General features: G+C 48.2%; 15 protein-coding genes. 13 read left to right on the top strand and 2 right to left on the bottom strand.

Going from position 1 to position 18256, the window contains the following annotated elements; all coding sequences use genetic code 11:
- Window positions 1–5 precede the first annotated feature (5 nt).
- The 13 genes from mraZ (at window position 6) to murA (ending at window position 15876) form a co-directional block, all read left to right on the top strand.
- The gene (gene mraZ, locus SPSYN_RS10055; protein WP_161822363.1) at window positions 6–443 is read left to right on the top strand and encodes a division/cell wall cluster transcriptional repressor MraZ; all 438 of its coding nucleotides are present in this window, start codon (window positions 6–8) and stop codon (window positions 441–443) included.
- A 38-nt stretch (window positions 444–481) separates the two neighbouring features.
- Complete coding sequence (rsmH, locus tag SPSYN_RS10050) at window positions 482–1444, top strand: 16S rRNA (cytosine(1402)-N(4))-methyltransferase RsmH (protein WP_202623809.1); 963 nt, start codon at window positions 482–484, stop codon at window positions 1442–1444.
- A 3-nt stretch (window positions 1445–1447) separates the two neighbouring features.
- Entirely contained in the window at window positions 1448–1981 is a 534-nt protein-coding gene (locus tag SPSYN_RS10045) for a cell division protein FtsL (protein ID WP_161822361.1), read from the top strand.
- Between the two features lie 28 nt (window positions 1982–2009).
- Window positions 2010–4208, top strand: coding sequence for a stage V sporulation protein D (locus SPSYN_RS10040; protein ID WP_161822360.1), 2199 nt, complete (start codon window positions 2010–2012; stop codon window positions 4206–4208).
- 141 nt (window positions 4209–4349) lie between these two features.
- Window positions 4350–5834, top strand: a complete 1485-nt coding sequence (locus SPSYN_RS10035; protein ID WP_202623803.1) for a UDP-N-acetylmuramoyl-L-alanyl-D-glutamate--2,6-diaminopimelate ligase — start codon at window positions 4350–4352, stop codon at window positions 5832–5834.
- 77 nt (window positions 5835–5911) lie between these two features.
- Window positions 5912–7294, top strand: a complete 1383-nt coding sequence (locus SPSYN_RS10030) for a UDP-N-acetylmuramoyl-tripeptide--D-alanyl-D-alanine ligase (RefSeq protein WP_161822396.1) — start codon at window positions 5912–5914, stop codon at window positions 7292–7294.
- 40 nt (window positions 7295–7334) lie between these two features.
- Window positions 7335–8330: a phospho-N-acetylmuramoyl-pentapeptide-transferase gene (mraY, locus tag SPSYN_RS10025; RefSeq protein ID WP_161822358.1), complete on the top strand. Its 996-nt coding sequence runs from the start codon at window positions 7335–7337 to the stop codon at window positions 8328–8330.
- A 42-nt stretch (window positions 8331–8372) separates the two neighbouring features.
- Complete coding sequence (murD, locus tag SPSYN_RS10020; RefSeq protein ID WP_161822357.1) at window positions 8373–9725, top strand: UDP-N-acetylmuramoyl-L-alanine--D-glutamate ligase; 1353 nt, start codon at window positions 8373–8375, stop codon at window positions 9723–9725.
- Between the two features lie 12 nt (window positions 9726–9737).
- Window positions 9738–10853, top strand: coding sequence for a putative lipid II flippase FtsW (gene ftsW / locus SPSYN_RS10015; protein ID WP_161822356.1), 1116 nt, complete (start codon window positions 9738–9740; stop codon window positions 10851–10853).
- A gap of 13 nt (window positions 10854–10866) precedes the next feature.
- Window positions 10867–11976 (top strand): undecaprenyldiphospho-muramoylpentapeptide beta-N-acetylglucosaminyltransferase, encoded by a 1110-nt coding sequence (gene murG, locus SPSYN_RS10010; RefSeq protein WP_161822355.1) that lies wholly within the window; start codon window positions 10867–10869, stop codon window positions 11974–11976.
- A gap of 339 nt (window positions 11977–12315) precedes the next feature.
- The gene (gene murC, locus SPSYN_RS10005) at window positions 12316–13698 is read left to right on the top strand and encodes a UDP-N-acetylmuramate--L-alanine ligase (protein ID WP_161822354.1); all 1383 of its coding nucleotides are present in this window, start codon (window positions 12316–12318) and stop codon (window positions 13696–13698) included.
- A complete protein-coding gene (gene murB / locus SPSYN_RS10000; protein WP_243153008.1) occupies window positions 13695–14606 on the top strand; it encodes a UDP-N-acetylmuramate dehydrogenase in 912 nt (303 codons plus the stop codon). Before murC ends, murB begins: the two co-directional genes overlap by 4 nt.
- Before the next feature lie 16 nt (window positions 14607–14622).
- Window positions 14623–15876 (top strand): UDP-N-acetylglucosamine 1-carboxyvinyltransferase, encoded by a 1254-nt coding sequence (murA, locus tag SPSYN_RS09995; protein WP_161822353.1) that lies wholly within the window; start codon window positions 14623–14625, stop codon window positions 15874–15876.
- A 234-nt stretch (window positions 15877–16110) separates the two neighbouring features.
- Here the strand turns inward: murA and SPSYN_RS09990 are convergent, their stop codons facing one another.
- Both SPSYN_RS09990 and SPSYN_RS09985 read right to left on the bottom strand, forming a co-directional pair.
- Window positions 16111–17274 carry a tyrosine-type recombinase/integrase gene (locus SPSYN_RS09990; RefSeq protein ID WP_161822352.1) on the bottom strand — a complete coding sequence of 388 codons (1164 nt, stop codon included), beginning with the start codon at window positions 17272–17274 and terminating at the stop codon, window positions 16111–16113.
- The gene (locus SPSYN_RS09985; protein ID WP_161822351.1) at window positions 17274–18188 is read right to left on the bottom strand and encodes a hypothetical protein; all 915 of its coding nucleotides are present in this window, start codon (window positions 18186–18188) and stop codon (window positions 17274–17276) included. The genes SPSYN_RS09990 and SPSYN_RS09985 overlap by 1 nt, the downstream gene beginning before the upstream one ends.
- Window positions 18189–18256 lie beyond the last annotated feature (68 nt).

Genomic DNA, 18256 nt, shown 5'->3' with positions numbered 1-18256 from the left:
CCGGCATGTTTTTGGGTGAATACCATCATACTATAGATACCAAAGGAAGACTTATTGTACCTGCCCGCTTCCGCGAAGGCCTGGGCGATAAATTCATCGTTACCAAGGGTTTGGATAGCTGTTTGTTCGCCTACCCCATGGAAGAGTGGTCGGCATTGGAACAAAAAATGCGTTCCCTGCCCTTCACCCGAGCAGATGCTCGGGCCTTCGTTAGATTTTTCTTTGCCGGTGCTGCCGAGTGCGAAATTGACAAACAGGGAAGAGTATTAATACCGGCCAATCTCAGAGAGTATGCCGGGCTGTACAAAGAAGTAGTGGTAGCAGGCATTGCCAGCCGGGTTGAGGTTTGGTCCAAAGAACGCTGGGAAGAATATAATTCAAATGCAGCATCTTCTGTAGAAGAAATTGCTGAAAAGATAGTAGATTTAGATTTGGGCATTTAGCAAAACAAGGTGATCATTTGCATATAAAAGATTACGAAATCCCCTTCAGCCACAGACCGATTATGGTGAATGAAGTATTACATGGATTAAACCCCGGTGAGGCAGGAGTTTATGTTGATTGTACTGTAGGTGGGGGCGGGCATGCCTATGCTCTGCTTGACTCAAGCCCTAAAGTGCATTTGGTAGGGTTGGATCAAGATACTGATGCCCTGGCGGCGGCAGATGTAAAATTATCAGCCTTTGCCGGCCGATATACTTTAGTTCGGTCAAATTTTAAAGAGTTACCTCGCGTACTGGCCGAGTTGGGTTTAACAGCAGTGGATGGTTTCTTGTTTGATCTAGGTGTTAGTTCTTATCAACTGGACAACCCTGAACGGGGCTTTAGTTATATGCATGATGCGCCGTTGGATATGCGCATGGACGCTACCGGCCCGGTTACAGCAAGGCATTTGGTCAATGAACTGCCGGAGCGAGAATTGGCTTCCATAATCAGCCGCTATGGTGAAGAACGTTGGGCGGCCAGAATAGCTGCATTTATTGTTAAGGCCAGAGGAAAAAATGAAATTTTAACTACAGGTGAACTGGTGGAGATAATCAAAGAAGCCATTCCTGCCCGTGCCCGCCGGGAGGGGCCGCATCCAGCCAAGCGAACTTTTCAGGCCTTGCGCATTGCGGTGAATAATGAACTGGATATATTACACTGTGCATTTCGGACGGCCGTTGAGCTGCTCAGACCAGGAGGCAGGCTTTGTGTGATTACCTTTCACTCATTGGAGGACCGCATAGCCAAGGATACTTTTAAAGAATTGGCACAGCCGTGTACGTGTCCACCGCAGTTCCCCGTATGTGTATGCGGCCGGAAGTCTTTGATTAAACTGGTGACCAGGCGACCGGTAACTCCGTCTGGTACAGAGTTAGAGGAGAATCCCCGTTCACGCAGCGCTAAACTGAGGGTTGTGGAAAAAATAGGCTCAGTTCTAAACAGCCGGGAGGGTGAATAAGTTTTGATAGTAGCCAGGGAAAATGCGGAATATAATGCAGAATATTATGGTTTACCGGAGCTGCCTGTGCAGGAAAAACGTGTACGCAGGCGCCGGGCAGTGCGCGGGCTGCCTAGACGGGACCAGTTAGCCCTGACCGGCTTGGTGTTGCTGAGCTTTTGCTGTTGTGTGATTGTTGCTTATTATTACGCTCAAGTGCTAATTACCGGTTACCGGCTCAACATGGCGGAAAGAGAGCTCACCCGGCTGCGTGTTGAAAGCCATGATTTGTATGCGCGAGTAAATCAATTAACTAGTCTGGAAAACATCGAAACCATAGCGGTGCATAAACTCGGTATGGTTAAACCACAAAACGATCAGATTGTGATAGTAAAGGAAGCCAGCCCGGTAATAAATCAGTCTGATAACGGCGATACGGTAAGCGGCGAAGCTAATTCCCCGGATTCCTTTATGGCAAAGCAGCGGGAGCAAAATTGGCTGATCCGGACCTTCGCCGATATGGTTAGTTTGTGGGAGGCAAGTATTCAAACAGGTTAAGATGCGCGAAAATTGGAGGTCTTGATGAATGTACGGAACCAATATGGGGATGCGCAAAAGGTTGACCTGGGTGCTTATTATAGCCAGTGGTTTTTTTGTCGTGTTAATGAGCAGGCTGGCCTGGGTGCAGTTTGTCCACGGTGGTGAACTGCAAAAAAAAGCGCTTGAAGTGCGTATGCGAGACATTCCGGTAGAAGCCAAGCGGGGTGCTATTTTAGATTGTAATGGCAATGAATTGGTGACCAGTATTAGTGTGGATTCTATATATGCTACTCCTGGCCATGTAAAGGATCCACAGGAAGCAGCCGAAAAGATCGCACCAATATTGGGTATGGACGTTGACAAAGTATATGCTAAGTTGACCAAAAAATCTTCATTTGAGTGGATTAAGCGTAAGGTAGATAATAAAGCGTCGCAGCAAATCAGAGACCTTAACCTTGCGGGGATTGGTTTTGTAGAAGAGAGTAAGCGTTATTACCTGCATCCTACCCTGGCCCCCCATGTGCTTGGTTTTGCAGGAACCGATAATCAAGGACTAATTGGCATTGAAAAAAGCTATGATGCTGAATTGCGGGGTCAAGCAGGGCGGATTGTGATTGAATACGATGCTGCCGGTCGGCAAGTGCCCGAAGCGATTCACCAGTATATACCTCCCAAACCGGGCTACGACCTTGTTCTGACGATTGACGAAACAATCCAGTACTTTGTGGAGAGAGAGCTGGACAAGGTGGTGGCCCAGTATAACCCAAAATTTGCGCTGGCTATTGTGATGGATCCCGAAACCGGTGGTATTTTGGCTATGGGCAACCGTCCTACATTTGATCCTAACCGGTGGATGGAAGCACCACGTGAGGTTTGGGATAAAAATCCTGCCATCTGGTATAACTATGAACCCGGATCCACATTTAAAATTGTAACGGCTGCTTCGGCTTTAGAGCAAGGAACGGTGCATCCCGGGGATAGCTTTTATGATCCAGGGTTTATTAAAGTGGCTGACCATAACTTGCGCTGCTGGAAAGCCGGTGGCCATGGTAGCCAGACCTTTGCCGAAGTGGTGCAGAATTCGTGTAACCCCGGTTTTGCTGAAGTGGGCATGGAATTGGGTAAGGATAACTTTTATAAATATATCAAGGCTTTTGGCTTTGGCTCACCAATGGGTATTAATTTACCAGGTGAGTCCGGCGGAATAATTATACCCCAAAAACAGGCCACCAATCTGAATTTAGCCATTATGTCCATCGGGCAGTCTATTGCCGTGACACCTATTCAATTGGTTTCCGCTGCTGCGGCCGTGGCTAATGACGGTGTGCTAATGAGGCCGCAGCTGGTTAAGGAATTGCAATATAACGGTAAGACAATAGAAAAAATCAAACCCGAAAAAGTACGCGAGGTTGTGTCGGTAGAGACTTCACGCCAATTGCGTAGTTTGCTGGAAAGCGTGGTAGCCGAAGGTACGGGCAGTAACGCCTTTGTGGAAGGCTACCGGGTAGGTGGTAAAACCGGCACAGCCCAGGTGGTGGGTGAAAAGGGTGGTTATGTGAGCGGCAAATATGTGGCTTCCTTTGCCGGGATGGCACCAGTTGATGATCCCAAAATGGTTGCGCTGGTGGTTATTGCTGAGCCTCAGGGTGGCTCATATTATGGCGGAGTAGTTGCAGCTCCGGTGTTTCAGGGTATTGCCCGGGATACTTTGCGCTACTTGGGCCTACCGGAAATACCCAGCCAGAAAAAGCCCAAGAAGCCCTGGGAGGTTGAGACTCCTGTTGCTGATGTTACGGTGCCCAATGTGGTTAGTTACACCCTTGATGAAGCTGTTAAGGTACTCAAAGCCGCAGGGCTGCAGTACCAGACGAGTGGCGAGGGGAACATCGTCAATAAGCAGATGCCCGGTGCCGGGGGACGAGTTAAATATGGCACCAGTGTAATTTTAACCCTGCAGCCCATCAAACAAAGGGGCAAGGAGGGTGAGTTAATTACAGTACCTATGTTAAAAGGCCTGACCATTAAAGAGGCGGGTAATTTACTGGAGGAGATTGGTTTGCGTTTGGTGCCTGAAGGCAGTGGTTTGGCTGTAACGCAAAGTATTAACCCCGGTACAAAGGTAACGAGTGGAACGTCTGTGAAGGTAAAATTTGCTCCACCCAGTGATAATGAGGTTGTACAACCACCGTCGGGGGGTTCTGAGACTGCTCAAATACAAAGTAATTTACTAAACCCATACGAATAAAATGATCGTACTAAAAATCAGCATACGTGAAATAATCCGCCGGGCGGTTATTTAGCCGTCCCGGCGGAAGTGTTTTTAGCCGCTCTTAGGATAAATGTTCTAATAATGGAAATAATCTATAATAACTAAGGGGGAATGCGGGTGTTATTATCGGACCTGTTGGCTGGTCTTTCGCTGTTGGACGTATCGCTGGTTGAGAACCGGCAAGTACGCGGTATAGCTTACGATTCACGCCAGGTGGAACGAGATTTTTTGTTTATAGCCATAAAGGGCTTTAAAACAGATGGCCACCTATTTGTGCCCGATGCCGTAGAACGCGGTGCTTGCGCTGTTATACTGCAGGAAGCGGTGCCTGTGCCCGAGGGCATATCCTGGGCGCTGGTGGTAAACACCCGTAAAGCCATGGCTCAGATGTCGGCCCGTTTTTATGATTACCCTGCCCGAAAAATGAAAATGGTGGGGGTGACCGGCACCAACGGCAAAACTACAACTGCTAATTTGATCAATGCTATTTACCGTAAGCACCGAATGAAAACGGGGTTAATCGGTACTATACATAATTGCATTGGGGAACGGATATTACCTGTGGATCATACCACCCCTGAATCGGCAGATTTGCAGCAATTACTGGCGGAAATGGCCGCTGAGCAGGTGCAGGCGGTGGTCATGGAAGTAAGTTCCCATGCGTTGGTACTCAACCGTGTGGAAGAATGCTTCTTTGACACGGCGGTGTTTACTAACCTGACCCAGGATCACTTGGATTTTCATGGTAATATGCAGCAGTACCGGGAGGCAAAAAGTTTACTATTTGCCGGGCTAGAACAGAATGACTATAACCCGGGGCGTAAGTGGGCGGTAGTCAATGTTGATGACCCGGCGGCGGAACAAATTATGGCTGCCTGCCATGTACCTGTTATGAGATACGGGTTGAAGCAGGACGCTGATATAAAAGCCCGCGATGTACGGGTAACGGCCAGGGGGGTAGCTTTTCAAGCAGTGACGACTGTTGGGAAGATTGATTTACAGTTGCACCTGACGGGCATGTTTAACGTATATAATGCTCTGGCAGCGGTGGCTGTGGGGGTGGCGGACAATATACCGCTGTCCACGATTAAGAACGCACTGGAGCAGGTAACTGGGGTACCTGGCCGCTTTGAGCTGGTGGACCGTGGCCAGCCTTTTGCAGTGGTGGTGGATTACGCGCATACTCCAGATGGGTTGGAAAATGTTTTGACCACTGCCAGGGATATTACCACTGGCCGATTAATTACAGTGTTTGGTTGCGGGGGTGACCGGGACCGGGCTAAGCGTCCTATGATGGGGGAAATTGCCGCCCGGATGAGTGACATGGCGGTAGTAACTTCTGATAACCCACGTTCCGAGGAACCATTAAATATTATTGAGGATATCCTGGCCGGTGTTCGCCGGGTGAAAAATGCACTTTTTACGGTGGTTCCTGATCGTCGGGAAGCCATTAGGCAAGCTATTTGCAGTGCTGCTCCCGGTGATGTGGTGCTCATTGCTGGTAAGGGGCATGAAGATTACCAAATTATCGGCAGCAGGCGTTTGCATTTTGACGACCGTGAGGAGGCTATAGCCGCTTTGGGAGTGCTTAAAAGGATGTAAATTTATTAGTTGTTGCGTATAATGATAAGCAGCAGTCCGTGGTTAGTTGTGAGGAGGTAATTTTACTTGTGAAGACTATGACGGTGGGCGAGGTGTACCGGGCTATCGGCGGAAGATTGTTACAGGGCGACGAGAAGGTTGCAGTATCCAGGGTTTGTATCGATACCAGGAAGATTTTGTCTGGAGACTTATTTTTCGCCCTGCGCGGAGAAAATTTCGATGCACATGATTTTGTCGAGCAGGCTGTGGAAGGCGGGGCTGCTGCACTGGTCTTAAGCCGTGATATAAAAGGGCTGCGGGTTCAGATTCCGGTAATTAAAGTGAGTGATACTCTAGCCGGTTTGCAAGCCTTAGCGGCATATCATCGCCGTCAGTTTATGGTACCAGTTGTGGGCATCACCGGTAGCAGCGGTAAGACCACCACCAAGGATATGGTGGCGAGCGTGCTGGAAAGTTGCTGGACGGTTTTAAAAACAAAGGGCAATTTTAATAATGAAATCGGCCTGCCATTGACCTTACTGGAATTCACACAAAAGCATAGTGCGGCAGTTGTTGAAATGGCTATGCGGGGTTCCGGGGAAATTAATGCTTTGTGCCAGATAGCGCGGCCAACTTGTGCTGTTATAACTAATATCGGCACAGCTCACCTGGAAAGATTAGGCTCACCGGCCAATATTGCCAGGGTCAAGGGAGAACTCTTGGAGCATATCCCGGCGGATGGGTTCGCTCTACTGCCGGGGGACAGCCAATTAGCCCGGGAGCAGGCGCGGCGTTGTCATGGCCAGGTTTTATTCTTTGGCCTGGAGCCGGGACTGGATGTTTACGCTCGAGATGTCTGCAGGGAAGGTGCCGGTAACCGTTTTACTGTGGTTATGGGTGACGTTGAGCAGGAAGTATTTTTGCCTTTGCCGGGACAACACAATGTGCAAAATGCCCTGGCTGCTTTTGGGGTGGGTATAATGCTTGGCTTGAGTCCAAAGCAGGCTGCTGCAGGTTTATCTCAGGTAACTTTATCCGGTATGCGTATGGATGTTGTGGATGCGACTATTAATGGCGGCACTGTAACTATAGTCAACGATGCGTATAACGCCAATCCCGACTCTACATGCGCAGCCCTGCAGGCTCTAGAGGAAATAGCCGCGAATACCCGGCGGTCGGTGGCAGTGCTTGGTGATATGCTGGAGTTGGGTACCGGGAATGTGGAAGGACACCGGCGAGTGGGTGCCGCAGTAGTGCGCCATCATGTGGCGCATCTGGTCACCGTAGGGGAGCTATCTCGGGAAACGGCCCAGGGTGCGCATATGTCGGGTGGTATACCGGGTGGCATAGTGTGCTGCCAAAACAATGCTGAGGCATTGGAGGTGCTGCGGGGGATATTGAGGCCTGGTGATGTGATCTTAGTCAAGGGATCACGCGGCATGCGCATGGAGCAAATTATTAAAGGTTTATTGAAAGATTAATTGGATTCAGTAGACAAGAAAATACAGGGGAGTAATAAAAATGGATATAGTTTTTGAGCCAAATATCGTACAGGTTTTTTTAATCGCCCTGGTGGTTACCCTGGCCCTGGGGCCGTTCTTCATTCCATTACTGCGTCGTCTCAAATTCGGCCAAAACATCCGCAGTGACGGGCCCTCCAGGCACCTGGCTAAAGCCGGCACGCCCACTATGGGCGGGATAATATTCATCATCGGAGTATTAGCGGCAGGGCTATTAACGGGCGGGCATGACCGGGATGCACTGGTGGTGCTTGGTATAACCTTTGGCTTTGGATTAATCGGTTTTATAGATGATTATATTAAGGTAGCCTTGAAACGGTCTTTGGGCTTGCGTGCCCGGGAAAAGCTATTGGGCCAAATTTTGTTGGCCGCACTGTTGGGGTTGCTGGCCATAACGGTGCTTGAGCGTAATACGAGTATCGCCGTACCCTTCAGCAATCTGTTTGCCGGTCATAATGTGGTGTTAGAATTAAGCACCTGGCTTTACGTTGCTTTTGTCGTGATGGTGGTAATTGGTACGTCTAATGCAGTAAACCTCACCGATGGCCTGGATGGCTTGGCCGCAGGCGTAACGGTGGTCGTTGCCTGCGCTTATGTGTTTATTGGGGTGCTGAGCGGCCAGCCGGGGGTAGCCCTGGTTATGGCTGCGCTGGTTGGCGGATGCCTGGGCTTTTTATTTTATAACCGTCATCCAGCCAAAGTTTTTATGGGTGATACTGGATCGCTGGCTCTGGGCGGTGCTCTGGGCGCCGCAGCTGTGATAACCGGTACCGAGCTTTTTTTGCTGATTATCGGGGGGATTTATGTACTGGAAGCCCTTTCAGTAATCCTGCAGGTGTTTTCATATCAAGTATTTGGTCGACGGATCTTTCGCATGGCCCCCCTACACCATCATTTCGAGCTGGGCGGTTGGAATGAACAGCGTGTAGTATATACCTTTTGGTTGGTTTCAGTATTATTTGCAGCACTGGGGCTATATGGTTTAGGTGCTTTATAAAGCTGGCAGTTCAAAAAAGGATTATTGAAAGAGGGAATTTTTTTGGACATCAAGGGAAAAAGGTTCCTGGTGGTGGGTGCAGGTAGAAGCGGTATCGCGGTGGCCGGCTTTTTACTGCGTAAGGGCGCTGTGGTGATGCTCACGGATAACCGGGAAATAGTAAGTTTAGATAACGCGCTGGATGAACTAGTGCAGGCAGGTTTGCAGACTGCACTGGGCATTTATCCTGATGTGCGTGAAGGTGTGTTCGATGCGGTTGTGGTTAGCCCTGGTGTGCCCCCGGACGTGCCGCCGGTGGCCGTGGCCAGGCAGTGTGGCATCCCGGTGCTGGGTGAGCTGGAGTTGGCTTACCGATTTGCCAGTGCTCCAATGGTAGCAATAACCGGCACAAACGGTAAAACCACTACCACTACGCTGGTGGGCGAAATATTCAGGGCTGCGGGACTGCGCACTATGGTGGGTGGCAATATTGGCCTCCCCTTGGTGGATGTGGTGGAGGAATACGGCCCGAGCGATATGATTGTTGCCGAAGTCTCCAGTTTCCAGTTGGAAACAGCTGACCGTTTTCGGCCTCGGGTAGCGGTAATTCTTAATATTACCCCTGATCATATGGACCGCCACGGAACTATGGAAAATTATACTGCGGCCAAAGCCCGCATTTTTGCCCGGCAGGAGCCGGATGATTTTACTGTGCTTAATTATGACGACCCGAGAACACGTGCTTTGGCTGATTCCACATGTGGTAAGGTTATATTTTTCAGCCGTAAGCATAATTTAGAAGAAGGAGTCCTTGTCCGCGGGGATATGATTACAGTGCGCCAAATGGGTGTAGATACTGATATTATTTCAGCACGCGAAGTGGCTATCCCCGGTTTACATAACTTGGAAAACTCCTTGGCTGCAGTGGCGGCTGCCTGTGCGCTGGGTGTCGCACCTGAAGTGCTGGCCCGAACCTTGCGTAGCTTTCCCGGGGTGGAGCACCGACTGGAAGCAGTGGCGCAAAAGAACGGTGTGCTGTACATTAACGATTCCAAGGGTACCAATCCCGATGCCAGCATCAAGGCACTTGAGGCCTATGCTCAGCCCATTGTCTTGTTGGCTGGCGGTCGAAATAAGGGCAATGACTTTACTGAATATGCCCGGCTAATTAAACAAAAAGTACGGGCGCTGGTGGTGCTGGGTGAGTGTGCGGGTGAAATAGAACAGGCTGCCCGGGCGGCGGGTTGTAATAATATATTAAGGGCACCTAATTTTCGCGAGGCGGTAATAATGGCGCACAACTTGGCTCAGCCCGGTGATGTGGTATTGCTGTCGCCGGCTTGTGCCAGCTGGGATATGTTTAACAATTATGAGGAGCGTGGCGATTTATTCAGAGAAATAGTAAATAGCCTGTAGGGAGGTCTTAGCATGCGTATGCGCAGGGGAGCACCGGATTTTATATTATTTTTAACCGTGCTGATATTATTAAGTATTGGTTTGGTCATGGTGTTCAGCGCCAGCGCATATTTTGCAGGCGATCCGGAAGGACCGTTTAAAGACCCTTTTCATTTTTTTAAACGGCAGTTATTTGGTGCGGCATTGGGAATTCTCGCGATGCTATTTATGATGAAGTATGATTATCGCAATTTGAAAAAATGGGTTGGACCTATGTTGGTGATTGCCTTTGTTATGCTGGTAGCGGTGCTTATTCCCGGTGTTGGTATGGAAGTACTAGGCGCCAGACGCTGGATAGACTTGGGCTTTATTAGTTTCCAACCCTCAGAATTGGTTAAAATATTTATTATCATCTTTATAGCCTATGGGCTGTCCCAGAAGAAAGAGCGTATTCTAAATTTAGGTACAGGATTGCTGCCATTTTTGCTAATAACTGGACTGGCGGCACTGTTGATACTGGCTCAGCCGGATCTGGGCACGGCGGCTACACTTTGCGGTACTATTTTTATAATGCTATTTGCCGCCGGTGCCCGGGGTGGTCACCTGGCAGCGCTGGCAGGCCTTGGTTTTGCTGCGGTTGCAGCAGCTATTTATTTCGAGCCTTACCGAATGAAAAGATTTACTGCTTTTTTGGACCCTGAGGCTGATCCTACCGGGGCGGGCTGGAATATTTTAAACGCTTTAATGTCTCTGGCCTCGGGTGGGTTATTGGGCATGGGCTTGGGCCAGGGGCGTCATTCTAAGTTTTTATTCCTGCCCGAGCGTCATACCGACTTCATATTTGCCGCTATAGGAGAAGAATTGGGCTTTATTGGTGGTTGTTTGGTCATATTGCTGTTTATTTTGCTGGCCTGGAGGGGTTTTCGAATAGCTATTACCTGTCCGGACTCCTTTGGCAGTTTGCTGGCGGCCGGTCTGGTATCGGGTATAGTGCTGCAAGCTTTTGTTAATATAGGGGTGGTGACGGGATCTCTGCCTGTCACAGGGATTACTTTGCCCTTTGTAAGCTTCGGTTCTACTTCCTTGATTTTTTCTATGATGGGCGTGGGTATTTTATTGAACATCTCCAGGTACAGTTCTCGAATGTAAAGAGGTGAAATCTTTGCGATTTATCGTAACCGGCGGCGGAACCGGTGGCCATATATATCCGGCGCTAGCTGTTGCTAATGGGCTGAAAGATCGATTTCCAGGCTGTGAAGTGATGTATATCGGCACTAGTCGGGGACTGGAAGCTGATATTGTGCCTAAAGCTGGTTTGGAGTTTCATGCCGTTCGATCGGTGGGCATAAAGCGCAGCCTTTCCTGGCGTAATCTAACAGTACCTTGGGAGGCTTGGGCAGGTTACCGGGAGGCCCGACGGCTAATCCGTAAATTCAAGCCCGATGCAGTGGTGGGCACCGGAGGTTACGTATGCGGACCGGTAGTGTTGGCTGCTTCCCGGCTTAGAATTCCCACTTTGATTCATGAACAAAACGCTCTGCCCGGTGTGACCAACCGAATTTTATCCCGGGTGGTAGACCGGATTGCGGTTACCTTTGAAGATTCCATGAAACACTTTTCCAGCAAGGTGCCAGTTAACCTTACCGGTCTGCCGGTACGTGCTGAAATTACTGCGGCAGTGAGGGAGCAGGCCAGAAAAAAGTTCGGCGTGCACCAAAATGAGCTGTTTGTGCTTTCCTTCGGGGGTAGTCAGGGTGCTCGTACTATAAACCAGGCAGTGGTACAGTCACTGAGGTTTCTGGCAGGCATCCCTGAGGTGCGGCTACTGCATGTAACCGGTAACGGGCAGTATGAACAGTTTATGGACATGCTGCAAACTGAAGGTTTAGAAGTTAATTTATTGGATAATATTACCGTGGTTCCCTATATGTATGAAATGCCCGAAGCTATGGCAGCGGCTGATTTGGTAGTGAGCCGGGCGGGTGCTGCTACTTTGGCTGAAATCACAGTGCGTGGTCTACCTGCCTTGTTGGTACCATTCCCCTTTGCTACCGGCAACCACCAGGAGTATAATGCCCGGGCACTGGTGTCCCGGGGGGCGGCTGATATGGTATTAGATGCGGATTTTTCGGGCAGCATTCTGGTGAAAAAAATTAAACAGTATCTGGCTGAACCTAACCGGTTGCAAGAAATGTCCGACGCCAGCTTTCGAATGGGCAGACCCCATGCCCTGGTTGATATTATTAACCTTATTCAGGATATAATAATTTAGATAAATCAGCTGGTTATTTATTGAAGCAAGTTTTACAATTCAGGGGGAGATACAACTCCCCCTGAATTGTAAAACTGCAAAATGCATGACTTACGTCAAGTTGGTTGAAACCCGGTTTATGATATGTAGTTCAATAAACCGGGTTAGTCAGTATACTAAACTCATGAAGTATCATTCCATTTAACTATAGAAATACGCAAACTTTAATTATCAAACAATAGGACAGGCCCGGGAGTATTACTATGTAACACCTTGTTTATATACAGCATAATATGAGGTATCTTTCTCTCCCGACTGCCGTATATGCGCCATCCGGTGCAGGAAGGAGCTGATTAGCGGGTGCAGGATATACCAGAGAAAATTCATTTTATAGGAATCGGCGGTGCCGGAATGAGTGGGCTGGCCAGGGTACTATTGGAGCTAAATTTCGATGTGCGTGGCTCCGATATAAACAGCACACCGGTAACCGAACGGTTAAAGGCATATGGTGCCACCATATATAAAGGGCAATCAGGTGACCATATTGGTGATGCCGAGCTGGTGGTATATTCAACGGCTATAAGTGCTGAGAACAGTGAAATGCTTGAAGCCAGGAGAAAAGGTATACCGGTAATTCACCGGGCAGATTTGCTGGGTCTTTTAATGCAACGGCAAAAGGGCTTAGCGGTTGCCGGTGCGCATGGTAAAACAACCACTTCAGCTATGTTAGCACTGGTCTTGGAAAAGTGCCGGCAAGATCCCACTATATTAATCGGAGGTGAACTGACTGATATTGGCGGTAACGCCAAGTTTGGACGGGGTGAATTCCTGGTAGCTGAAGCTGACGAAAGTGACGGGTCTTTTTTAAAGCTGTGTCCTTATTTAGCTATCGTCACCAATGTTGAAGATGATCACCTGGATCACTATGGAACAATAGAAGAAATAATTTATGCTTTTAAACAGTTTATTCATAAAATACCTGCTAACGGTACGGCAGTGCTGTGTTTTGATGATGAGCGGCTCAGAGATATGGCCGCAGATTGTAGCGGGCAATTGGTATCTTACGCAGTGGATAACCCGGTTGCAGATTATACGCTTCAAGATATCAAGGTGGATGCGAGCGGGTCGACGGGTGAGGTGTATTATAAAGCAGAATACCTGGGCCGGCTGAAGCTGGCGGTGCCCGGCCGGCATAACCTGTCTAACGCGCTGGCGGTAGTAGCCGCTTGTCGTAATATTGGCCTGTCATTTCGTGATGTAGTGGAGTGTTTGCAATGTTTCAGGGGGGCAGGCAGGCGCTTTCAATTGGTTGGCCGGGAAAAGGGGATAACTGTGATCGATGATTACGCCCATCATCCCACCGAAATAGCTGCCACGCTGCGGGCAGCCCGTCAGGTACATTCCGGACGAATTATCGTTGTTTTCCAACCGCATCGATATACCAGAACTAAATTATTGTGCAAGCGTTTCGGGGCTTGTTTTGGTGATGCCGACTTGGTAATTATCAATGATATATATAGTGCCGGAGAACAGCCTATTGATGGGGTATCGGCCCGTCTTATTGTGGACGCTGTTCACCAAAACAAAGGTGAACGACCGCTGCTACTTTCAGCCGGAGATGAAACAACTACTTACCTATCAGGGAAGCTGCAAACAGGTGATTTGATATTAACAATGGGAGCCGGGGATGTTTGGAAAACTGGTGTGGCTTTGGTGAATAGGTTAAAGGAGAGTATGAGTTGACAAATTCGGACCTCTATTTGGAGTTGCAACGAAGTATGAAATGCCCGGTTTGTATACAAGAACCTATGAGCAAACATACCAGCTGGCGTATTGGGGGACCTGCCGACCTCCTGTTAAAGCCACGAAGTGAGCAAGATTTACGACAGGCGCTGATTTATGCGCGGCAGCACGGTTTGCCGGTGACTGTTATTGGAAACGGTACTAACCTGTTGGTTGCGGATCAAGGTGTTCGGGGAATAGTAATTAAAATAGGGGCTGGCTTAGCTGATATAGAAGTGCGAGACCAAATGATTTACGCGCGTGCTGGCACTCCGCTTCATTTATTGGCCAGGAAGGCTATGCAGGCCGGGCTGGCCGGATTTGAATTTTTGGCCGGCATACCGGGTACTGTGGGCGGAGCACTGGTCATGAATGCAGGGGCTAACGGTTATGCCATCGGGGAACTGGTTAGGTTGGTTACAGCTTGTGATTATGCCGGTAACGGATATACATTCAAAGCCCAGGAATTAACCTTTTCATATCGTCACAGTTCCCTCGCTCACATGAATATTATTGTTACGGGTGCAGTATTGCAAGGCAAACCAGATACGGCGGAGGAAATCAAGAACCGGATGGAACTTGCCCTGGCCTGGCGCAGACAGGTTCAGCCTTTGGAATATCCCAATGCCGGCAGTGTTTTTAAAAATCCGCCCGATGAATCTGCGGGGCGGCTGATTGAACAAGCGGGCTGTAAAGGAATGCGAGTCGGCAATATTCAGGTTTCACCCCGTCATGCCAATTTTATTGTTAATCTTGGCGGTGGTACTGCTAGAGACGTATTGGAGATAGTAGAAAAAGTACAGTGTATAGTAGAAAAGAAATTTGGTATTAAACTTGTACTGGAGGTGCAAAAGCTAGGGGAGTTTTAGCGGAGGTGAAAAACAATTGCAAAGATTTATGATTACAGGCGGTTATCGTTTGGCAGGCACAATTAGGGTTAGCGGCTCAAAGAATGCCACCCTGCCGATTATGGCAGCCAGTCTGTTGTTGGACGGTAATTGTACCATCAGGGGTGTGCCCCGCCTGCGTGATGTGGAAGTGATGCGTGAACTGCTGATCTATCTTGGTGCCAGTGTAAGTTGGGAAAAGGATGTTATGCATATTGATACCCAGGGGGTTGGCTATCAGGATGTCTCAGAGGAATTAATGCGTCGCATGCGGGCTTCCAATCTTGTGCTTGGACCTCTGGTCAGCCGTTATAAATATGCTAGAATTTCCTACCCCGGTGGATGTGAGATTGGTGCCAGACCAATGAACTTGCACTTAAAGGGCATGCAAGCTATGGGGGTGGGAATTAAGGAAAAGTTCGGATATATTATTGCAGAGACAGATAAGCTTAAGGGTAGTGAGATATACCTGGATATGCCAAGTGTTGGGGCAACGGAAAATCTAATGATGGCTGCGGTGCTGGCCGAAGGAAATACAGTGATTCGAAATGCTGCGCGAGAGCCGGAGATCATCGATTTACAGAATTTTTTAAATTGTATGGGAGCAAATGTTAAGGGTGCAGGTACAGATACTATTAAAGTCACCGGCGTCGATGGTTTACATGGAGCTGATTATACTGTAATACCTGACCGAATCGAGGCGGGCACCCATATGGTAGCGGCTGCCATTACTAAAGGGGATGTTCTGATAACCAACGTGATTCCAGAACATCTTGACCCTGTAATTAACAAATTACGGGAAGCCGGAGTATACGTGGAGGTGAAAGATGACAAGGTGCGGGTGGCAATGGATAAAAAGCCGAAGGCGATAGATATAAAAACTATGCCTTACCCTGGTTTCCCCACTGATATGCAGCCGCAATTAATGGCATTACTTACTTTAGCTGAAGGTACCAGTGTTATATCAGAGACGATTTTCGAAAATAGATATAAGCATGTGATGGAACTGCGGCGTATGGGGGCAGATATAAAAGTGGAGGGTCACACCGCTGTAGTCAGAGGGGTAACCGGTATATCGGGAACCTTAGTGGAGGCCAGCGATTTACGGGCTGGTGCGGCACTGGTGTTGGCGGCGATGGCCTCTGAAAACGGTACAGTATTAGATCAGGTTGATTATATAGACCGTGGTTATGAAAGACTTGAAAACAAATACAATGCCATCGGGGCGCGGATTATTCGAGTGCACAGTTAATGTGCATTTTTTTGGTTTTAGGGGGGACAAGCGAGCGAAATTATTTTTAAGAAAATGCAGTAAAATCAATGGCTAACAGCTACGCTAAAATAAAGTATTTATATGATGCGATTATTAACTAGCAGAATGGGAGCAAATTGGGAGCAAAAAGCTTCAAAAGCCTTATAAATCCAGCAAAAAATAAGGACCCGGAAAATAATTCCGAGCCTTTTTAGTCATTGCGGTGGGTTATGGCTATGTCCAGAGGTGAGCCATGACTGTAGCGGCCCCGCGCTCTTTCGCTGGCAATACATGCGAATAAGTGTTTAAGGTCATTGATGCGTTTTTATGGCCGAGCCTGGCGGAAATGGTTTTAATATCGACCTGTCCGGATGCAAGTAAGTGGGTGGCGTGAGTGTGTCTCAAGTCATGCAGGCGGACGTTATCGAGGCCCACCTCGGGCCGGAATTTAATCCACCAGCCTTCAATAGTGGATGGTACCGTTAGCCCGCCAATAGGGCCGGTAAATACTTTGTTAGTGGTGCCCTTCCACTTATTAGCCAGCAGCAAGCGCCTTTCGCTTTGCCTTACCTTATGGCGTTTGAGTGTGGCCACCAGGTGATCGTCAATTGTAACCTTACGGATGCTGGTTTCTGTCTTTGGCGGCTTGACAATGATTTCTTTTTTAATGCGCTGGACCGTCTTGTTAACTGATATAACGGCATCGTCAAAATCTATGTCAGACCATTCTAGTGCCAAGGCCTCCCCGATGCGGAGCCCGGTTGATACAAGCAACAGAATAAGAACATACTTTTGATGATCTTTGCCTTGCTTTAACGTGGCAAGGGTTTTTTTAATTTGATCTTCAGTTAGGATGTGCATTTCCTGCTTATGCTTTTTTGTGGCCCGGGGCGCTGCTATACTGTCGGCCGGGTTCCTGGGTATAAGGCCCCACTGGACCGCCTTCTTTAAGGCGGTTTTTACTATTTTTAGATCATACGTTATCATCTCCGTTGATAATGGTTTATCCTCTTTAAGCCGGCCGGCACGGATTATTTCATCAACAAAGGCTTGAATGTGTACGGGTGTTATTTTCTCCAGCAGGATATGTCCAAGTATTGGCTTAATGCGGTTATCGATCTCCCGCTGGTACCGATCGGCGGACATCGGCGAAAGCTTTTCTCGGGTGTGGGATGGCAGCCACTTGTCCAAGTAATCACTAAAGGACAGCTTTGTTGGCTCAATGTAAAGGCCGGTGTTCAGCTCGTGCAGCATTTTGGTTAATTCGGCATCAGCTTCCCGTGAGCCGACACCCTTTAGGGTTTTGCGGATTAGTTTTCGATTGCCTCCTGCATCCCTGGTGCCGGTGTCTATATTGATACGGTAGGAGTTACCACGTTTTTCTATCCAGCCGCGCATTAGTTAGACGCCTCCTTTTTATTTTCTCGTTGTCTCCGCTTTTTTTCCCTTTGTCTGCATCTATCAGAGCAGAACTTTTCACGCGGTGGCAAAACAATATTATTACAATCATTAGATTCACAAGTTGTTATGTTCATGTGTGCGATTTCTTGAAAGAACCATTGCAGAAAAGCCGCCTGCAAAGCTCCATCGGCTTGAAATCCCCAAAGTATGAGCGGAGCCTTTTTTGATGGGCTACGGTCGGTTGTGGGGACAAGGGCTATAGGGCGCAAGCCGTCTGTCACGGCCTCAATAATCGCTTGCCAGGTAGCCGCAAGCAGTTGGTCGTCATTCTGTGGCGTGTGATATTCAAGCTTATTTCTGGACATATGTGGCGTCGGAATATATCTGATTGTTGGTTGGTTGTGTATTGGCTGAATTAATTGCTGCGGTGGATCGTTAGGTAATATTTCAAAGTTTACTTTTTCCATATTTACAAAATAAATGACTTGATTCTTGCCATTAATTTCGCTGTCTCGCGGTGGGCCAAACATTTCCCATAAGGGTGCCAGTTTCTCATTTTTTGCGTATTCTGTCATTATTGTTAAAACACGAAACCAATTAAGCCAAGCTAATACATCATTAATAGATTCTCCATGAAACTTGCTTTGGCTTCCGGCCCTTCTTCTGATAGCACCATATTTTTTATAAAAGCTCTCAATCCGCTCCCACTTTTTATCTTGAAAATCAAAATAAAGTTGCCTTACCTCAAGCCAGAACCGAGGGTTCTCTTCTACAGGGTTTGGCCTAAATATATCCTTTTCATGTAAATCTTCAAATCCGTTGCAATAAATAAATTTTTCATCTATAGAAACACCTTTCCAGCGCAAAGGCAAGTAGATGACATCGGCGCAGATAGTTTTTAAAGTGTTCAATTAACTATGTCCCCCCTCTGTCCCCTATTGTTTTATTATTAGTATAACACCAACAGAAACAAATAACA

Origin of the sequence: Sporotomaculum syntrophicum (assembly GCF_009932395.1) — a bacterium.
Classification (GTDB): Bacteria; Bacillota; Desulfotomaculia; order Desulfotomaculales; family Desulfallaceae; genus Sporotomaculum; species Sporotomaculum syntrophicum.
This window is presented reverse-complemented; position numbering and strand designations above follow the sequence as displayed.

Excerpts from the sequence above, each read along its gene's own strand:
- SPSYN_RS09990 (WP_161822352.1), bottom strand. The coding sequence starts at position 17,274 with ATGCGCGGCTGGATAGAAAAACGTGGTAACTCCTACCGTATCAATATA.
- SPSYN_RS10040 (WP_161822360.1), top strand. The coding sequence starts at position 2,010 with ATGTACGGAACCAATATGGGGATGCGCAAAAGGTTGACCTGGGTGCTT.
- mraZ (WP_161822363.1), top strand. The coding sequence starts at position 6 with ATGTTTTTGGGTGAATACCATCATACTATAGATACCAAAGGAAGACTT.
- SPSYN_RS10030 (WP_161822396.1), top strand. The coding sequence starts at position 5,912 with ATGACGGTGGGCGAGGTGTACCGGGCTATCGGCGGAAGATTGTTACAG.
- mraY (WP_161822358.1), top strand. The coding sequence starts at position 7,335 with ATGGATATAGTTTTTGAGCCAAATATCGTACAGGTTTTTTTAATCGCC.
- ftsW (WP_161822356.1), top strand. The coding sequence starts at position 9,738 with ATGCGTATGCGCAGGGGAGCACCGGATTTTATATTATTTTTAACCGTG.